Source organism: Celeribacter litoreus (assembly GCF_020165855.1).
In the GTDB taxonomy this organism is placed as follows: Bacteria; Pseudomonadota; Alphaproteobacteria; order Rhodobacterales; family Rhodobacteraceae; genus Celeribacter; species Celeribacter litoreus.
In genome coordinates, this window is the sequence record NZ_JAIUFY010000013.1 from 279,918 (window position 1) to 296,954 (window position 17,037).

The window sequence follows — 17,037 nt, forward strand, 5'->3', positions numbered from 1 at the left end:
GAGGCCAATTTGCTTTTAAAGTAAAAAGGCTGTGCCGAAGCACAGCATGTAGGGGTAAGAATAAAAGATGGGCTTTCCAGGAACGTGGATGACCGAAAGCGAGAGCGTCGTTTATCGCGTTGTTCCCAAATGTGCGTGTTCGACGATCGGGCAGATTATGTTCTATTCCGATCATGGCGAATTCTTTGATGGTGACATCCATGATAGCAAGGACCGGATGCACAAGTGGGCCCAAGAGGAGAGCCAGCCTCTGATACAGGCGAATGTGCAGGACCACGAAAGTTACGCGTTTACCTGTGTGCGCAATCCTTACACGCGGGTACTGTCGTCCTTTTTCGACAAGATTTGCGGCATTCAGCGCAACGGCAAGCGGTATCGCGGCAACCTCGTTCCGCAGTTGATCCAGAAATACGGGATCGAAGTCGGCGGGGATGACGGGAAGGAAGAATTTGACCAGATTGCCTCATTCCGCAGGTTTTTGCTCTTTGTGCGCGACACCATCCGTTGGCGTCGGCCGATGGACCCGGACATCCATTGGTCCGCGATGTCGGGGCATGTCTCGACCTTCATCGTGAACGGCGGCACCTACGACAACATCTTTTTCACCGAGAAGTTCAATGAGGGGATGCAGAGCGTCCTCGACAATATCGAAACACCGCATCAGGTGGATCTCGCGACGATTCCACGGTTCAATGAGTCGGAAGGTCACGGGCCAAAACGTCTGCACCCAGTCGAGGATTACTTCGATGATCTGTCGATGCACCTCATGTGGGAAATCTACAAACGCGATTTCCAGATTTTCAAATACGATTTTGAGAATCCGGCAAACAAGATGCCGATTGGCGAGATTGATCTGGCGGAAGTGCACGCGAAGCTTGGCGACTGAAGCTGATCTTCTCCGGCCCTATCCCACAAAAAAATGCCGCCCTTTTGGGGCGGCATTTTTAATTCCATCCACCCTGTGAGCTTTTGGCTCACAGGGAGAACGGGACCAACACTTATTGGAAGTTGTTGACGTCGGAGACAGCGAGTTCGCCAGCGCCGTTGGAGAGCACAGCGATGATGTCTTCGGAGTTGGACGGTTTCAGGCGGACTTTGACGTTGGTGTTTGCGCCAGCGGTCACGTCGGTGGTGCCGAGCAGTTCGCCGCGCTCGCCGCCGTGGAAGTCGTAGATGGAGACGGTTGCGTCGGTTTCAGCGCGCACGAGGTCGAGCGTAGCGACGGAGGTCAGGTTCTGCGGGTTGCTCTGAACGATGTAGTTCGGGCCAGCGAAAGCAGCGGAACCAGCAACAGCAACAACAGCGGCAGCAGCGAGAGTTTTAAGAGTAGTCATAGTTTTAGTCCTTGTGTTTGTTTGTATAGCCCGGCGCGGTGTGTGTTTCTGTGCGCCGTCTGATGAGACTGATATAGCTCTGGGCTTTGGATGTTGAAAGGGGAACAATAGTTTTGTTTTGCGACTTGCATTGCGCAAAAATGAACATAACAAAAATGCGAGCAGTCCTTTTTTTATTGGGACTTTTTCTTAAATCGGGAAGTTCCGTCGATTTGTGCGCATTCACACATACGTGAGGCCGCGTGAGCGTCGAACTGACACACAGGGGCGTGCCGCTGTGCGCTCCGAGCGCAAGATGTCTTGGAAAGCCACGTATTATGGCACATGATGGCCCCATGCCTCATGACCAGTCTCACTCACATCATCACCACCATCATCATCACATTGACCCTGACGCAGGCGATGCGCGGGTTGCGGGCGCGATTGCGGTGAACTTGTTTTTGACGCTCGCCCAGATTGTTGGCGGGGTGATCTCCGGATCTATGGCACTCATCGCCGATGCGATTCACAATTTGTCAGATGCTGTGGCTCTGGTCATCGCGTTCGGCGCCCGCAAAATTGCGCGAAAGCCTCGCGACGGAGAGATGACATTCGGTTACGGGCGTGCGGAGGTTGTCGCGGCGATGGTCAACTACGTGTCGCTCATCGTGATCTCTGTCTATCTGTTCGCAGAAGGGGTGTCGCGTCTCTTCAATCCCCCCGATGTTCAGGGCTGGGTGGTGGTGATTCTTGCTGGGGTCGCGCTCGCGGTCGACCTTGCGACGGCCGCGCTCACATATGCTCTTTCAAAGAACAGCCTGAACATTCGCGCGGCCTTTCTCCATAATCTCGCAGATGCGGCGACATCCGTGGCTGTGATCTTTGGCGGGATCGTGATTCTGATCTGGGACTGGCGCTACATCGATCCAATCCTGACGATTCTGATCGCGCTCTATATTCTATGGCACGCCTTCGTTGAGATGCGTCCAGTGATCCGCATCTTGATGCTCGGCGCGCCGAAAGGCACCGATGCGGAGGCTGTCGCGGAGGCGATCATGGGAGTCGACGGTGTCGAAGATGCGCATCACGTGCATTTGTGGCAAATAGATGAGCACCGATCTTCTGTCGAAGCGCATGTTGTCGTCACAGGAGAAGCAGGGTCTGTATTGCGAGCTGTGAAAGCCGTTCTGCACGAGCAATTCGAGATTTCCCACTCAACGCTTGAGGTCGAGGCGCCTGGTGCAGGGTGTGCCGCGCCGCACTCTGCAAAATATCACTCGATTTGAGCAAACAGACGGCCCTATCCCACAAAAAAATGCCGCCCTTTTGGGGCGGCATTTTTAATTCCATCCACCCTGTGAGCTTTTGGCTCACAGGGAGAACGGGACCAACACTTATTGGAAGTTGTTGACGTCGGAGACAGCGAGTTCGCCAGCGCCGTTGGAGAGCACAGCGATGATGTCTTCGGAGTTGGACGGTTTCAGGCGGACTTTGACGTTGGTGTTTGCGCCAGCGGTCACGTCGGTGGTGCCGAGCAGTTCGCCGCGCTCGCCGCCGTGGAAGTCGTAGATGGAGACGGTTGCGTCGGTTTCAGCGCGCACGAGGTCGAGCGTAGCGACGGAGGTCAGGTTCTGCGGGTTGCTCTGAACGATGTAGTTCGGGCCAGCGAAAGCAGCGGAACCAGCAACAGCAACAACAGCGGCAGCAGCGAGAGTTTTAAGAGTAGTCATAGTTTTAGTCCTTGTGTTTGTTTGTATAGCCCGGCGCGGTGTGTGTTTCTGTGCGCCGTCTGATGAGACTGATATAGCTCTGGGCTTTGGATGTTGAAAGGGGAACAATAGTTTTGTTTTGCGACTTGCATTGCGCAAAAATGAACATAACAAAAATGCGAGCAGTCCTTTTTTTATTGGGACTTTTCCTTAAATCGGGAAGTTCCGTCGATTTGTGCGCATTCACACATACGTGAGGCCGCGTGAGCATCGAACTGACACACAGGGGCCCGCCGCTGTGCGTTCGGGGTGTAAGATGTCTTGGAAACCCATATATTATGGCACATGATGGCTACATGCCTCATGACCAGTCCCACGCACATCATCACCACCATCATCACATTGACCCCGACGCAGGGGATGCGCGGGTGGCAGAAAGTCTGTTTTCGATGAGGGCTCGCTGAGCCTTGGATGCTGTCAGGCCAGGTCGGAGGCTTTCGCAATCTCGAAAAATGTTCCGGAGGACCAGACGCCGAACTGATCTTCGCCGTCGATTTTCTCTGTCACACCCAGATCAACGAGTCGGAAAAAGCTCTTTCGATCGATCAGAGCCTCAAGGCCGGCGCGCACTTCTACATATGGCGCTGGTTCGCCGTTTTGTTCTGTAACGCGGATCGGGTGATCCGAATCTGCGGTGACCTGATCCCCGACCGAGGTGAAGAACGTGAGCTTCTGATCCGCGCCATCGTCCTCCACTTCAAAATCCACGGCAAGGAAGGGGGCGTCGTCGACGGTGATTCCCACCTTTTCGACGGGAGTGACGAGGAAATACTTGTCGCCCTCACGTTTCAGCACAGTTGAAAACAGGCGCACCAAAGGCGCGCGGCCGATGGGGGTGCCGAGGTAGAACCATGTTCCGTCCCGCGCGATGCGCATGTCGAGATCGCCACAGAAGGGCGGGTTCCACTTATCAACGGGTGGCAGGCCGCGGCCTTTTGCGGCTTTTACTGCTGCTGCAATGCTTTCTGCGGAAACTGCCATTGAAAAATCTCCCTCCTGAACCTTTTGTCATTTGTGCTTTGCACGGGACCTGTCTCTAATAGTGCCATGTATCGACCCGAGGAGTAAGACATGACTGAAGCCGACCTCGTCGCCGAGATCGAAACGCTTGGTGCCAAGCTCGCTGAGGCGAAGGCCTCGATCACCCGCCGGTTTATCGGTCAGGAGACCGTCGTGGATCTCGTGCTGTCCTCTATGTTGTGCGGCGGGCACGCGTTGCTTTTGGGGCTTCCGGGACTTGGAAAAACACGCCTTGTGGATACGCTTTCGACCGTGATGGGCCTCAAAGGTGCACGGGTTCAGTTTACGCCGGATTTGATGCCGGCCGATATTCTCGGTTCCGAAGTTCTCGAAACTGCACCGGACGGGTCACGCGCGTTCCGCTTTATTGAGGGGCCGATTTTCTGTCAGTTGCTCCTCGCCGACGAGATCAACCGCGCCAGCCCGCGCACGCAATCTGCATTGCTTCAGGCGATGCAGGAGAAATCCGTGACGATTGGCGGACAGGCGCATGCGCTCGAGGCGCCGTTTCATGTGCTCGCGACGCAAAACCCGCTGGAGCAAGAGGGGACCTATCCGCTGCCCGAGGCGCAGCTCGACCGCTTCCTCGTGCAAGTTGATGTCGAATATCCGGATCGTGACACAGAACGCGATATCCTTCTGGCCACCACGGGTGCCGATGAGGGAGAAGCGCATCAAGTTTTCACCGCAGAAGAGCTGATCGCAGCACAGGCGTTGCTCCGCAAGATGCCCGTCGGCGAACAGGTTGTTGAAATGATCCTCGATCTTGTGCGGGCCTGCCGACCGAATGAGGCCGAAGCCTCAGATGCCGTGAACGCGTCTGTCGCGTGGGGGCCGGGCCCGCGTGCGGCGCAGGCTCTTATGATGACGACACGTGCTCGGGCTTTGCTCGACGGACGTCTCGCGCCAAGCCCCGAGGATGTCCTCGCCATGGCGCGTCCGGTTCTGATCCACCGCATGGCGCTCACTTTTGCGGCGCGGGCGCGGGGCGACGATCTCGCCGCGATCATCGATGATGTCGCTCGGCGTGCACTGGATACGCGGACAGCCGCGTGACAAATCAGCGTCCGCACACCGGCCTGCGGGCCCGCGCGGAGACGCTCAGCGCGCCAATGCCGCCACTCCTTGCGCGGGCCGAACAGCTTGCGCGGACGTTGCTGATGGGCGGGCATGGGCGCCGCCAGTCGGGGATGGGCGATGAGTTCTGGCAATACCGTCCCGCGCAGGCCGGTGATCCGGGACGCGCGATTGACTGGCGCCGGTCCGGGCGCTCCGATGGGCATTATGTCCGCGAGAAAGAATGGCAAGCGGCGCAATCGGTGCACATCTGGGTCGATCTTTCGGCGTCGATGGGGTTCGCGTCCAAAGAGAGCCTCCCGCCAAAGTCGGATCGCGCTGCTCTTTTGGCGATGGCGCTCTCTATACTCCTAATGAAAGGTGGGGAACGGGTCGCGCTCGCCTCTCTCGGAACACCGCCGCGGATCGGGGCTTTGCAAACCCGGCGGATCGCAGAGGGCCTGTCGCAGAAAGCCCCAGAAGACTATGGCGCGCCCGATGCCTCACTCTTTCTCCCGCATGCCCGCGCCGTGTTCCTGTCTGATTTCTTGGGGCCGATTGAAGCCGTGGAAAACGCCGTCGCGGCCGCGTCCGATCGCGGAATTTCCGGCATGATCTATCAAATTCTCGATCCCGCCGAAGAGGCGTTTCCCTATCAGGGGCGCACTGTGTTCACCTCTATGAGCGGAGCCATCCAGCATGAGACCCTCCGCGCCTCCGATTTGAAAACGCGGTATCAAGAGCGTCTGGCCGAACGCAAAGACCGTCTCGCGAAGATTGCGCATCACGCGGGGTGGCGGTTCGCGACGCATCATACTGACCATGCTGACCTGTCCGCGCTCCTCTGGCTATACGAAGCGTTGGAGGGGCCGCGCTGATGTGGGTTCTCGGTCCAATTGGTTTCTCGGCCCCTTGGGTCTTGCTCGCGCTGCTCGCGCTGCCGATCCTCTGGCTCTTGCTGCGCGCTGTGCCGCCTGCGCCAATCAAGCGCCGCTTTCCCGGCGTTGCGCTCCTGCTTGGGCTCACCGATGAAGAGGTCGAAACAGATCGCACGCCATGGTGGCTCTTGCTGCTCCGCATGTTGGCCGTGGCGGCTCTGATCCTCGCCTTTGCAGGTCCCGTTCTGAACCCGCGTGCAGAGCGCGGCGGGTCGGGGCCTCTCCTTATACTGTTGGACGCGAGTTGGGCCTCCGCGCCGGATTGGGCCGTGCGGATGGGGCAGGTCAATCAATCTCTTGATGCGGCGCAGGCGTCTGACCGCACGGTGTGCATTCTTGCCGCGACCGATTTGCCCGCAGAAGGCTGCGTGTTCCGCGCGGCCTCTGATTGGCGATCGCGTTTGCCGGGCTTTGTGCCAGCGCCGTATGCCGCGGATATGGACGTGTTGGAGGCCGTCGTCGCCGACTTGTCCGCACCGCTTGAAACGCTCTGGATTTCTGACGGTTTGCAGCGAGACGGGCGCGAGTATGTCACCGAAGCACTTCAGTCGCTTGGGCCGCTGAGCGTGTTCGAGACTGGCATGACGCCTGTGGCGCTCGGTGCAATCGAGGTGACTGAGGGTGGCGCGAGCGTGCCTGTTCTCAGTGCCGATGCCAACGCGATCGAAGAGGTGACTGTCGTCGCCTTCGGCACCGATCCCGCCGGTATCGCCCGCGTTCTGGCGACCGAGACGGCGGAATTCGCTGCGGGTGAGGCTGCAGCGACGGTCGAATTTGATTTACCGCCCGAACTCCGCGCCCGTGTGACCCGTTTCGAGATTGAAGGCGTCGCCTCCGCCGGTGCGAAACGTCTGACGGATGACAGCCTCAAGCGGCGGGAGGTCGGCCTCATGTCGATCCGCGATTCCGGTGAAGGGCTGCAACTCCTGTCGCATCTCCACTACCTCCGCTCCGCGCTAACGGGGCGGGCCGATGTGATCGAAGGCTCTCTCGCCGATCTGTTGATGGCCAATCCCGATGTGATCGTGCTCGCCGATGTCGCGCAACTCAGCGGTAGTGAAAGTGCGGACTTGATCGCGTGGATGACGGAGGGAGGGCAGTTGCTTCGGTTCGCTGGGCCACGTCTCGCAGCATCGGATGTTGCGCGGACAGAGGACGATCCTCTCCTCCCTGTGCGCCTTCGTGCGGGTGGCCGCACCTTGGGTGGTGCGATGAGTTGGGGAGAACCGAAGCGTCTCCGCCCGTTCTCCGAGACGTCTCCTTTCTACGGGCTGACAGTGCCCGAGGATGTGTCGGTCTCGTCGCAAGTTATGGCGCAGCCCGATCCGGAATTGGCGAGCCGCGTGATCGCGACCTTGGAAGACGGCACCCCTCTGGTGACACGTAAACCCGTCGGAAAGGGGCAAGTCGTTCTTTTCCATGTCACAGCGAATGCGGAATGGTCCACGTTGCCGTTGTCCGGTCTGTTCGTTGACATGCTGGACCGGCTCTCGGTGACGACACAGGCCATCGAGCTGTCTGCGGAAGATCTGGAAGGCATGAGTTTCCAGCCCACCCAAGCGCTCGACGGGTTCGGGCGTCTCGAAGAAGCTTCTGCCATGGCACCCGTCGCAGGGCCGGAATTTGTCGCGGCGCGGGCGTCTACGGCGACCCCGCCGGGTCTTTATCAGAGTGGTGAGACGGTGCGCGCCCTGAATGTTGTGGCGCCGGATGATGCGCTGATACTCGCCCGCTGGCCTGCCGACGTGCCTCTGATCGGAGTGACGCAGGCGCAGGAACGGCCTTTGGCGCCGTGGTTGCTTCTCACCGCATTGGCGCTTTTGGCGGCGGATATCCTTGTCTCCCTCTGGCTATCGGGACGACTGTTTGGACTGCGTGCGGCGTCGGTTCTCTTGATGGCGCTGCTGGCCATGCCACAGGATATCCGTGCGCAAGAGGTCCCCGATGACTTCGCCTTGGCGGCAACGGATGAGCTCTCGCTGGCCTACGTCATCACGGGCAATCCCGATGTCGACTCTGTGTCTGAGGCGGGTCTGTCAGGGCTCTCCCGTGTTCTGACGGCGCGGACCTCGGTTGAGCCAGCGGAACCTATTGGTGTGGATCTGGAGCAAGACCCGCTCGGTTTCTTTCCGCTGCTCTACTGGCCGATCACGTCGGATCAGGCGATCCCCTCTGCCGAAGCCTATGCCAAGCTCAATACATATATCCGGACAGGCGGCATGATCCTCTTTGACACACGCGACGCGGATGTTGCGGGGTTCGGAACTGTGACTCCGACGAGCGCGAAACTAGAAGCGCTTGCGCGTGTGCTCGATGTTCCTGCGCTGGAGCAGATCCCACAGGATCACGTGCTAACGCGGAGTTTCTATCTTTTGCGCGAGTTCCCTGGTCGTCATGCCGGTGGCACGATTTGGGTTGAGGCCTCCGCGGACGCGGAGGAAGTCGAGGGCATGCCCTTCCGTAACCTGAATGACAATGTGACCCCCGTGGTGATCGGCGGCGGGGATTGGGCGTCGGCATGGGCGATGGATGAGCGCGGTTTCCCGCTGCTGCCCATCGGGCGCGGCTATTCGGGAGACCAGCAACGTGAGATGGCCTACCGGTTCGGGGTCAATCTCGTGATTTACGTTCTCACCGGAAACTACAAATCGGATCAGGTGCACGTGCCAGCGCTGCTCGATAGGTTGGGCCAATGATCAGAGACCTCGTTTTCAACCCGATGCTTCCGTGGGTGGCGCTGACTGTCTGCGCCGCTCTGGTTGTCGCGATTGTCGGTTTCGCCGCGTGGCGTGGTCTCGCGGGGTGGTTCTGGCGCGGTATCGCGGCGCTCGCCATTCTCGGGTATCTGTCTGGACCGTCGCTTAAGGAAGAACAGCGCGATCCGCTCACTGACATCGTGTTCCTGATCGTCGATGAAAGTGCGTCGCAGAACCTCTCGGACAGGGATGCGCAGGTCGCGGAGGCGCGTGCAGGGATCGAGGCGCGACTGCGCGGAGTACCGAACACGGAAGTGCGTGTGCTCACGGTCGCGGATGCGACAGACAATCGCGGCACATTGCTCATGACCGCGCTCTCTGATGCGTTGGCAAACGAGCCGCGCGGCCGGATTGCGGGGGCGGTGCTGCTCTCCGACGGGCAGGTGCATGACGTGGACCTTGCGCCCGACTTTCCCGCGCCCGTGCATCTCTTGTTGACCGGCGAACCGACGGATTGGGATCGGCGGTTGGTGATGGAAAGTGCACCGACCTTTGGCATCATCGGCGAAGATGTGGTTCTGCGTCTACGCGTGGAGGACCAAGGGGCGGTGCCTCCCGCGATCGGGGCGACGACGACTATTCTGGTCTCGATTGATGGCGGTGAGCCGATGCCGTTTACCATTCCGGTTGGGCGGTCCATTGAGGTGCCGCTTGAACTGCCGCATGGCGGTCAGAACGTGATCCTGTTTTCCCTGCCGGAACAGGACGGGGAACTCACCGACCGCAACAATTCCGCGATGGTCACGATCAACGGTGTGCGGGATCGTCTGCGTGTGCTGCTTGTGTCGGGGGAGCCGCATAACGGCGAACGCACATGGCGCAATTTGTTGAAATCCGACCCGTCCGTAGATCTCGTGCACTTCACCATTCTACGCCCGCCCGCGAAACAGGACGGTGTGCCGGTAACGGAGTTGTCTCTGATCGCTTTTCCGACCCGCGAATTGTTCATGGAAAAGATCGACGATTTCGACCTGATCATCTTTGACCGATACAAACTCCGCGGCATTCTCCCCGCGTCATACCTCGACAATATTGCACGCTACGTCGAAGACGGAGGTGCTGTCCTCTTTGCCACGGGGCCGGATTTCGCGACGGCCAACAGTCTCTACCGCTCGCCCCTGTCACGGGTGATTCCTGTTTATCCGACGGGTCGTGTGATCGAGGAGCCGTTCCGGCCCGACCTGACCGATATGGGGCAGCGCCATCCTGTGACCGAAGGGCTCGGCGGGCTGCAGGTGTCTGACGAGACGCCGCCTTGGGGGCGTTGGTTCCGTCAGATCGACCTCGAGGCGGACGGGTTTGGCGAAGTCGTCATGTCCGGCGTCGGGGAGCGTCCGCTGCTCGTTCTGGATCGGGTCGGGGAGGGGCGTGTTGCCGTTCTTGGATCGGATCACGCGTGGCTCTGGACGCGTGGGGTCGAAGGCGGCGGGCCGCAACTCGAACTACTTCGCCGTCTCGCACATTGGATGATGAAGGAACCGGAACTTGAGGAAGAGGCCCTGACCGCGACTGCGGAGGGGACAACTCTCACCGTCACGCGTCGCACGTTAGGGGATGGCGCGCGGAGCGTGACAATTGAGGCCCCAGATGGCTCTGTGACCGAGGTTCCGATGGAAGAGGTGAGCCCGGGGCGCTTTATAGCGGAGTTCGCGGGTGGCGACATGGGGCTCTATCGTCTCACAGAAGGTGATCAGGAGGCGGTGACGGTACTCGGCCCCGCTGCGCCGCGCGAGTTTGAAGAAACGATTGCATCTGCAGCGGTGCTCGAACCCGTCGTTGATGCCCAAGGCGGCGGTGTGTTCGCGGTTTCCGAGGGGCTGCCAACTGTTCGAACCGTCTCTGAAGGGCGCGTGGCCGCAGGGCGCGGTTGGATCGGGATCACGCCACGCAATGCTTTCGTGACGCAATCGACACGCCTGACGCCATTTATTCCTGGGTGGGTCTGGCTGGTGATGATTGCGGGTCTGACGGTTTACGCGTGGTTGCGCGAAGGGCGCAGATAGGGATTTAAAGCGTCTCGTCCCGCATCAGGATTTCGCGGGAACTCGACCAGAACTCGCGGCGTAGAAGGATGATCACGGTCAGCGTCGTTGCGATGAGCAAACCCTCCGGTCCGAAAAGCCATCCGAGCGCCCCAAGCGCGAAGTAAATCCCGCGTAGCCCTGCGTTAAAGGCGCGTGCGGCGGTGATGTTCAAATCGCCGGCTTTGCGGGCACGCGGCAAGGCGGTCGGGTCAGTGTCTTCATTGCTCGTTGAGGCCATCACGACGCCGCAGTAGCCGAAGAGACGGTTCGACCAGATGAAGCGCAGGAATGCGTTGGTGACGAAAAACAGCGCGACAAGGATTTTAACTTCCCAGATGACGGTGGGTGTATCGAGCGCGAGGTCGCGGGCGACGCCACTCAGGCGCTCCGCATTGGAGATGGCGGCCAAGCCGCCGCCGATGGCGATGAGACAGGCCGAGGCGAGAAAGCTCGTGCCTTCGCGCAGGGTCGACAGGATCGTGGCATCAAAGATTCGCGGTTTTCGGGTAATCATGTGGACCATCCACTCGCGCCGATAGTCGGCCACGAGCACAGATGTGGAGATGCGGCCCTTCGGGGGATTCTCAATGATGTAGCCAAGCACCATCCATGCGCCGATCAAATAGATCACGGCGATCGCGTCCAGCAGGGCGAAATAGCGGAGTTCATTGAGCAAATCCATGTTCGCACACTTACGCGAAGGCAATTGTCTTGTCAGGTCGAAAAATTGGTAATAGAAAATAACCAATTTGAGGAGGAGATGAAAATGCAGATGCCGGTCCCCAATCCCGCTGTCTTGGCGCGAAAGCTAGAGCTGGTCGCGCGTCTGCGGCATGTCTTGCCTCATGATGCGGTCATTGACGCGCCTGAGGAGGTGAAAGCCTACGAATGTGATGCACTCACCGCCTATCGCTGTGCGCCGCTCGTCGCCGTCCTCCCGTCCTCGACGGAAGAAGTCTCCGAGGTTATGAAAATCTGCCACAACATGGGCGTGCCTGTTGTGCCGCGTGGCGCTGGGACGTCTCTTGCAGGTGGCGCATTGCCGACAGCGGATGCGGTTATTCTCGGGGTCGCGCGTTTGCGCGAGACGTTGGAGGTGAACTTTCCGGACCGCTACATTCGAGTCCAGACCGGAATGACGAACCTGAATGTGACTGCTGAGGTGGAGGGTGAGGGGTTCTTCTACGCGCCCGATCCGTCAAGCCAGCTGGCCTGCGCGATTGCTGGCAATATCGCGATGAATTCCGGCGGGGCGCATTGTCTCAAGTATGGGGTGACAACGAACAACCTCCTTGGTGTGACTATGGTGATGGCGGACGGGGAGATCGTGGAAATCGGCGGTGCAGAGATGGACGCGGCGGGGCTTGACCTGCTTGGGCTAATCTGTGGCTCCGAGGGGCAGCTCGGGGTCGTGACTGAAGCGACCTTGCGCATTCTCCCGAAACCGGAGGGCGCGCGGCCTGTGCTGATGGGCTTTGATAGCAACGAGGTGGCCGGTGCCTGTGTGGCGGATATCATCCGTGCGGGCCTTATGCCTGTCGCCATCGAATTCATGGACCGCCCAATCATCCGCGCGACGGAGGATTTCGCAAAGGCGGGATATCCGGACTGTGAGGCGCTTCTGATCATTGAGGTCGAGGGGTCAGAGGACGAAATGGCGGACCAATTGGCGCGGATCGTCGAGATCGCGAAGCGGCACGATCCGGTCGTCATTCGCGAAAGCCAGAGTGCTGAGGAAAGCACGCGGATTTGGCTCGGGCGTAAATCAGCATTTGGCGCGATGGGGCAGAGGGGGGATTACATTTGTCTCGACGGAACGATTCCGGTCGGTCAGCTGCCCGCCGTGCTACGTCGGATCGGGGAGCTGTCAGAGGAATACGGTCACATGGTTGGCAATGTGTTCCATGCGGGCGATGGCAATATGCACCCCCTGATCCTGTTCAATGCAAACGAGCCTGGGCAACTAGAGAGTGCAGAGGCGTTGGGGGCGGAAATTCTCAAGCTGTGCGTCGATGTCGGTGGGTGTCTCACAGGAGAGCATGGAGTGGGCGTCGAAAAGCGAGATCTCATGGGGCACCAGTTTGCGCCCGTGGATCTGGATGTGCAGATGGGGGTGAAGGATGTGTTTGATCCGAAATGGATTTTGAACCCCTCCAAGGTCTTCCCGCTCGATGTCAGTGCCTCCCGGAGGGCTGCGGAATGAGTATTTTAGCCAAGAAGAAGACGGAGTTTCGCGATGCACGCGATGCTCTCGCAGAGACCATTCGGTCCGGCGGGCCGTTTGCATTAAGCGGCAACGGGACGAGCCGGATTGGGCTTTGTTTCGGTGCTGAGTTGAAGGCACCGACCGAGGGTTGGGACTACGATCCGAGTGCGCTCACGCTCACAGTTGCGGCGGGGGTGCCGGTGGCGGTGATCGAGCAGTTTCTGAGAGACGAGAACCAGCGCCTCGCCTTTGAGCCGCCTCGTATGCAGGGTTTGTTGGACCGCGACGGCGCGTCGACGATCGGTGGTGTCGTCGCCGGAAACCTGTCCGGGCCGCGCCGTGTAGCGGTCGGGGCCTGTCGTGATTTCTGTCTTGGGGTCGAGTTTGTCGACGGGCGCGGGGAGGTTGTGAAGAACGGTGGTCGGGTGATGAAGAACGTGACTGGGCTGGACCTTGTGAAGCTCATGGCGGGGAGCAATGGCACGCTTGGTTTGATCACTGAAGTGAGTCTGAAGACCCAGCCCATTCCGGAATGTGTCGCGACGCTTGTGATCGAAGGCTTGACGGAAGTGGCGGCGATTTCTGCGATGTCGGCGGCGCTTGGGACCCCTTTTGACGTTTCTGGTGTGGCTCATTTGCGTGGGGCTGACGACGGCGAAGGGGCGAAGACGTTCATCCGGCTTGAAGGGTTTGAGAACTCTGTGAAGGCGCGGATCGCGAAGCTTCAGTCTGTGTTGAAGTCGTTTGGCGAGAGCGATGTCGAGTGGCACGCAGAAAAGAATTCGGCCATTTGGCAAGGCATTCGTGATGTCGAACGCTTTTGCCATTCCGCGGATGATGTTTGGCGCGTGTCCGTGAAACCGTCAGAGGCGGTCGCTCTCGTCGAGGCCGTCGCGCCGGAGGATGTGATTTATGACTGGGGCGGCAACCGGCTCTGGCTCATCACCAAAGCAGGCACCGATGTGCGTGCGAAAGTCACGAGCGGGCATGCGACGTTGGTCCGCGCGTCTGCTGAGACGAAACAGCGCCTCGGAGTCTTCGCGCCTCAGAGCCAAGGGGTCGCCAAACTGTCAGAAGGATTGCGTCGGAAGTTCGATCCGGATGCAAAATTCAATCGTGGGATGATGGGCTGATGCAGACGAATTTTACTCCGGAGCAACTGTCCGATCCCGGGATTGCGCGCGCTAATGAGATCCTGCGCGCTTGTGTCCATTGCGGGTTCTGCACGGCGACCTGTCCGACCTACGCGGTGCTCGGTGATGAGCTCGATAGCCCGCGTGGGCGTATTTATCTCATCAAGGATATGTTGGAAAACGACCGACCCGCAGATGAGAAGATCGTCAAGCATCTGGACCGGTGTCTCTCATGCCTTGCTTGCATGACCACGTGCCCGTCCGGCGTGCATTACATGCATCTGATCGACCACGCGCGCGCGCATGTGGAGAAGACCTACAAGCGACCACTGATGGATCGCCTGCTGCGCTGGACACTCGCACGGATCATTCCGTATCCGGGGCGGTTCCGTGTGGCGCTTCTTGGTGCGAAGATCGGTAAACCGTTCCGGCATCTCCTTCCTGATCCGCGATTGAAGGCGATGTTGGAGATGGCTCCGAAACGCATTCCGCCTGTTTCGCGGAGTGACGATGCGCAGGTGTTTCCGGCGCAGGGGGAGCGCAAGATGCGCGTCGCCCTCATGACCGGCTGCGCGCAAAAGGCGCTCGATACCGACATCAACGACGCGACTATCCGTTTGCTCACGCGTCTCGGCTGTGACGTGGTCGTGGCAAAAGGGGCAGGCTGTTGTGGGGCGCTCACGCATCACATGGGCAAGGAAGCAGAGTCACACAGCGCCGCCGCTAAAAACATTCGCGCGTGGATGGCGGAGGTGCAGGGTGAAGGTCTCGAGGCCATCGTGATCAACACGTCTGGTTGCGGCACGACGGTGAAAGACTATGGGCACATGTTCCGCAATGATCCACTCGCCAAGGAGGCGAAGCTGGTGTCAGGCCTCGCCAAAGATGTGTCCGAAGTCCTGCTTCAACTCGAAATTCCGCGCACGGAGCAAACCCTGCGGGTTGCCTATCATGCGGCTTGTTCGTTGCAGCATGGTCAACAAATCAAAACCGCGCCTAAGGACCTCCTGAAAAAGGCGGGCTTCGAAGTCGTGGAGCCTAAGGACAGTCACCTTTGCTGCGGCTCTGCCGGGACTTACAACCTCCTGCAGCCGGAAATCTCGCAAGAACTCAAAGCCCGGAAAGTCGCGACGCTCGCCGCCAAGGCACCAGATGTTGTGGCCGCAGGGAATATTGGCTGCATCATGCAGATCGGGTCAGGGATGGATGTGCCGGTCGTTCACACCGTCGAACTTCTCGATTGGGCAACAGGTGGACCTAAGCCATCGAAAATGATTTCGAATCTGTCATAATCAGGCCCTGATGTCGGGTTAGGCCACACACCTGGACTGGGTTTGAGGATCGGAATGAAGAACTTACTGGCGATTGTTGTTCTGCTTCTGAGCGGATTTGCCGCACAGGCAGATAGCCAATTGAAGCCGATCCTGACGGGCGATCAAAACCGTGGATGGGAGGCCGTAGGCCGCCTCGATTTTGCGGGTCGTAGCTTTTGCACTGGCTCGCTGATCTCCGAGCGTTATGTCCTGACGGCGGCGCATTGCATGTTCGACGTTGAAACCAAAGCGCCGCACAAACCCTCCGATGTCACGTTCCGCGCAGGCTGGCGCAACGGGCGCGCTGATGCGTTCCGCAATGCGAAAGCGATCTATGTGCATCCTGAATTTTCATCCTCTGCCGATCAACTGCATGACCGACTTTCGAATGACATAGCGATCATCGAACTCGCGATGCCGATCAGGACGACGTCCGTACAACCGTTTCAGACAGCGACCCGCCCGAGAGCTGGCCAGGAAGTCGGCGTCGTCTCCTATGCGCATGATCGTGCCGAAAGCCCCGCGCTTCAGGAGGTGTGCCACGTGACGGCACGTCAGGGCGGCGTTCTCGTCACATCTTGCAATGTCGATTTTGGCTCCTCCGGTGCGCCGATTTTCGATCTGTCCGGCGACACGCCGCGCATCGTCTCTGTGATTTCGGCAAAAGCGAGTTTCCGTGGTGAACCGGTGTCGGTCGGCACTTCACTCGACGGCGCGCTGAGCGAACTCCTCGATATCGCATCGCAGGGTCGATACCTGTTTCAGAAAGTCGACGCGACGAGCCGCGATGTTTTGGAGCGGGTTCAACCGGTTGTTGGCGCGTCAGGGCAATAATCCCCGCCTCTTGAAACCTCTTAAAGAGCTACCCAAATCTATGATGTCGGATGCCTGAACAGGGTCCGCAGTCCCGCCTGTCCGAAGGATCGGAAGGCACAACTTTGGATTCGCTCAATGGAGGAAACCCATGCGTAATTTTGACCTGACCCCGCTGTATCGTGCTACCGTCGGCTTCGATCAGATCGCTGACCTGATGGACCGCGTCATCTCCCAAGACGTCAGCCAGCCCAGCTACCCACCCTATAATATAGAGAAAACCGCAGAAGACGCTTGGCGCATCTCGCTCGCCGTGGCCGGTTTCTCGACCGAAGACATCGCCATCGAGCAGCGTGAAAATGCTCTGGTCGTGTCTGCGCGCAAAGCCGAGACTGAGGAAGAAAAGGGTAAGACCTATCTCCATCGTGGGATCGCCACCCGCGCGTTTGAGCGCCGCTTCACGCTCGCAGAGCATGTGCGCGTGACGGGCGCGTCGCATGAGAACGGCATGCTCCACATCGACCTGAAACGCGAAGTGCCCGAGGCTCTCAAACCGCGCCGCATTGAAATCGCCGGCCCGAACAAGGTCGACACCAAAGTGATCGAGAGTGCACCGACCACAGAGGTCTGATCTTTTTCGTGATCCAAATACTCAAATGAAAACGCCCGCCAATTTGGCGGGCGTCGTCTTTTCAA

General features: G+C 59.2%; 15 protein-coding genes. 11 read left to right on the top strand and 4 right to left on the bottom strand.

What is annotated here, in order from left to right:
• Window positions 1-67 precede the first annotated feature (67 nt).
• Entirely contained in the window at window positions 68-886 is an 819-nt protein-coding gene (locus LA304_RS13450) for a sulfotransferase family protein (RefSeq protein WP_224503677.1), read from the top strand.
• A 112-nt stretch (window positions 887-998) separates the two neighbouring features.
• Here LA304_RS13450 and LA304_RS13455 read toward each other — a convergent pair whose 3' ends face one another.
• Window positions 999-1,334: a hypothetical protein gene (locus LA304_RS13455; RefSeq protein WP_224503678.1), complete on the bottom strand. Its 336-nt coding sequence runs from the start codon at window positions 1,332-1,334 to the stop codon at window positions 999-1,001.
• Window positions 1,335-1,762: 428 nt separating this feature from the next.
• Between LA304_RS13455 and LA304_RS13460 the strand changes: the two genes are divergently transcribed.
• A complete protein-coding gene (locus LA304_RS13460; RefSeq protein WP_224503679.1) occupies window positions 1,763-2,599 on the top strand; it encodes a cation diffusion facilitator family transporter in 837 nt (278 codons plus the stop codon).
• Window positions 2,600-2,707: 108 nt separating this feature from the next.
• On the opposite strand, the gene LA304_RS13465 is transcribed toward LA304_RS13460, so the two are convergent.
• Both LA304_RS13465 and LA304_RS13470 read right to left on the bottom strand, forming a co-directional pair.
• Window positions 2,708-3,043 (bottom strand): hypothetical protein, encoded by a 336-nt coding sequence (locus tag LA304_RS13465; RefSeq protein ID WP_224503678.1) that lies wholly within the window; start codon window positions 3,041-3,043, stop codon window positions 2,708-2,710.
• A 456-nt stretch (window positions 3,044-3,499) separates the two neighbouring features.
• A complete protein-coding gene (locus LA304_RS13470; RefSeq protein ID WP_224503680.1) occupies window positions 3,500-4,063 on the bottom strand; it encodes a DUF1285 domain-containing protein in 564 nt (187 codons plus the stop codon).
• Window positions 4,064-4,153: 90 nt separating this feature from the next.
• Between LA304_RS13470 and LA304_RS13475 the strand changes: the two genes are divergently transcribed.
• Genes LA304_RS13475 through LA304_RS13490 form a run of 4 tightly spaced genes read left to right on the top strand, consistent with a single transcriptional unit; the run spans window position 4,154 to window position 10,855 of the window.
• Entirely contained in the window at window positions 4,154-5,158 is a 1,005-nt protein-coding gene (locus tag LA304_RS13475) for an AAA family ATPase (RefSeq protein WP_224503681.1), read from the top strand.
• Between the two features lie 56 nt (window positions 5,159-5,214).
• Window positions 5,215-6,036: a DUF58 domain-containing protein gene (locus LA304_RS13480; protein WP_224503709.1), complete on the top strand. Its 822-nt coding sequence runs from the start codon at window positions 5,215-5,217 to the stop codon at window positions 6,034-6,036.
• A complete protein-coding gene (locus LA304_RS13485; RefSeq protein ID WP_224503682.1) occupies window positions 6,036-8,792 on the top strand; it encodes a DUF4159 domain-containing protein in 2,757 nt (918 codons plus the stop codon). Before LA304_RS13480 ends, LA304_RS13485 begins: the two co-directional genes overlap by 1 nt.
• Complete coding sequence (locus LA304_RS13490; protein ID WP_224503683.1) at window positions 8,789-10,855, top strand: hypothetical protein; 2,067 nt, start codon at window positions 8,789-8,791, stop codon at window positions 10,853-10,855. The genes LA304_RS13485 and LA304_RS13490 overlap by 4 nt, the downstream gene beginning before the upstream one ends.
• A gap of 4 nt (window positions 10,856-10,859) precedes the next feature.
• Here the strand turns inward: LA304_RS13490 and LA304_RS13495 are convergent, their stop codons facing one another.
• On the bottom strand, window positions 10,860-11,558 hold the full coding sequence (locus LA304_RS13495) for a DUF599 domain-containing protein (protein ID WP_224503684.1): 699 nt from the start codon (window positions 11,556-11,558) through the stop codon (window positions 10,860-10,862).
• An 84-nt stretch (window positions 11,559-11,642) separates the two neighbouring features.
• Between LA304_RS13495 and LA304_RS13500 the strand changes: the two genes are divergently transcribed.
• The 5 genes from LA304_RS13500 (at window position 11,643) to LA304_RS13520 (ending at window position 16,972) form a co-directional block, all read left to right on the top strand.
• Complete coding sequence (locus LA304_RS13500) at window positions 11,643-13,079, top strand: FAD-linked oxidase C-terminal domain-containing protein (protein ID WP_224503685.1); 1,437 nt, start codon at window positions 11,643-11,645, stop codon at window positions 13,077-13,079.
• Window positions 13,076-14,215 carry an FAD-binding protein gene (locus tag LA304_RS13505; RefSeq protein ID WP_224503686.1) on the top strand — a complete coding sequence of 380 codons (1,140 nt, stop codon included), beginning with the start codon at window positions 13,076-13,078 and terminating at the stop codon, window positions 14,213-14,215. The genes LA304_RS13500 and LA304_RS13505 overlap by 4 nt, the downstream gene beginning before the upstream one ends.
• Complete coding sequence (gene glcF, locus LA304_RS13510; RefSeq protein WP_224503687.1) at window positions 14,215-15,507, top strand: glycolate oxidase subunit GlcF; 1,293 nt, start codon at window positions 14,215-14,217, stop codon at window positions 15,505-15,507. Before LA304_RS13505 ends, glcF begins: the two co-directional genes overlap by 1 nt.
• Before the next feature lie 54 nt (window positions 15,508-15,561).
• A complete protein-coding gene (locus LA304_RS13515; RefSeq protein ID WP_224503688.1) occupies window positions 15,562-16,362 on the top strand; it encodes a trypsin-like serine peptidase in 801 nt (266 codons plus the stop codon).
• Between the two features lie 130 nt (window positions 16,363-16,492).
• Window positions 16,493-16,972, top strand: a complete 480-nt coding sequence (locus tag LA304_RS13520) for an Hsp20 family protein (protein WP_224503689.1) — start codon at window positions 16,493-16,495, stop codon at window positions 16,970-16,972.
• The last annotated feature ends 65 nt before the right edge of the window (window positions 16,973-17,037 follow it).

Bases quoted from the DNA above. Each gene is read 5' to 3' on its own strand.
- LA304_RS13450 (WP_224503677.1), top strand. From the start codon at position 68: ATGGGCTTTCCAGGAACGTGGATGACCGAAAGCGAGAGCGTCGTTTAT.
- LA304_RS13455 (WP_224503678.1), bottom strand. From the start codon at position 1,334: ATGACTACTCTTAAAACTCTCGCTGCTGCCGCTGTTGTTGCTGTTGCT.
- LA304_RS13465 (WP_224503678.1), bottom strand. From the start codon at position 3,043: ATGACTACTCTTAAAACTCTCGCTGCTGCCGCTGTTGTTGCTGTTGCT.
- LA304_RS13470 (WP_224503680.1), bottom strand. From the start codon at position 4,063: ATGGCAGTTTCCGCAGAAAGCATTGCAGCAGCAGTAAAAGCCGCAAAA.
- LA304_RS13475 (WP_224503681.1), top strand. From the start codon at position 4,154: ATGACTGAAGCCGACCTCGTCGCCGAGATCGAAACGCTTGGTGCCAAG.
- LA304_RS13480 (WP_224503709.1), top strand. From the start codon at position 5,215: ATGCCGCCACTCCTTGCGCGGGCCGAACAGCTTGCGCGGACGTTGCTG.
- LA304_RS13485 (WP_224503682.1), top strand. From the start codon at position 6,036: ATGTGGGTTCTCGGTCCAATTGGTTTCTCGGCCCCTTGGGTCTTGCTC.
- LA304_RS13490 (WP_224503683.1), top strand. From the start codon at position 8,789: ATGATCAGAGACCTCGTTTTCAACCCGATGCTTCCGTGGGTGGCGCTG.
- LA304_RS13495 (WP_224503684.1), bottom strand. From the start codon at position 11,558: ATGGATTTGCTCAATGAACTCCGCTATTTCGCCCTGCTGGACGCGATC.
- LA304_RS13500 (WP_224503685.1), top strand. From the start codon at position 11,643: ATGCAGATGCCGGTCCCCAATCCCGCTGTCTTGGCGCGAAAGCTAGAG.
- LA304_RS13505 (WP_224503686.1), top strand. From the start codon at position 13,076: ATGAGTATTTTAGCCAAGAAGAAGACGGAGTTTCGCGATGCACGCGAT.
- glcF (WP_224503687.1), top strand. From the start codon at position 14,215: ATGCAGACGAATTTTACTCCGGAGCAACTGTCCGATCCCGGGATTGCG.
- LA304_RS13515 (WP_224503688.1), top strand. From the start codon at position 15,562: ATGAAGAACTTACTGGCGATTGTTGTTCTGCTTCTGAGCGGATTTGCC.
- LA304_RS13520 (WP_224503689.1), top strand. From the start codon at position 16,493: ATGCGTAATTTTGACCTGACCCCGCTGTATCGTGCTACCGTCGGCTTC.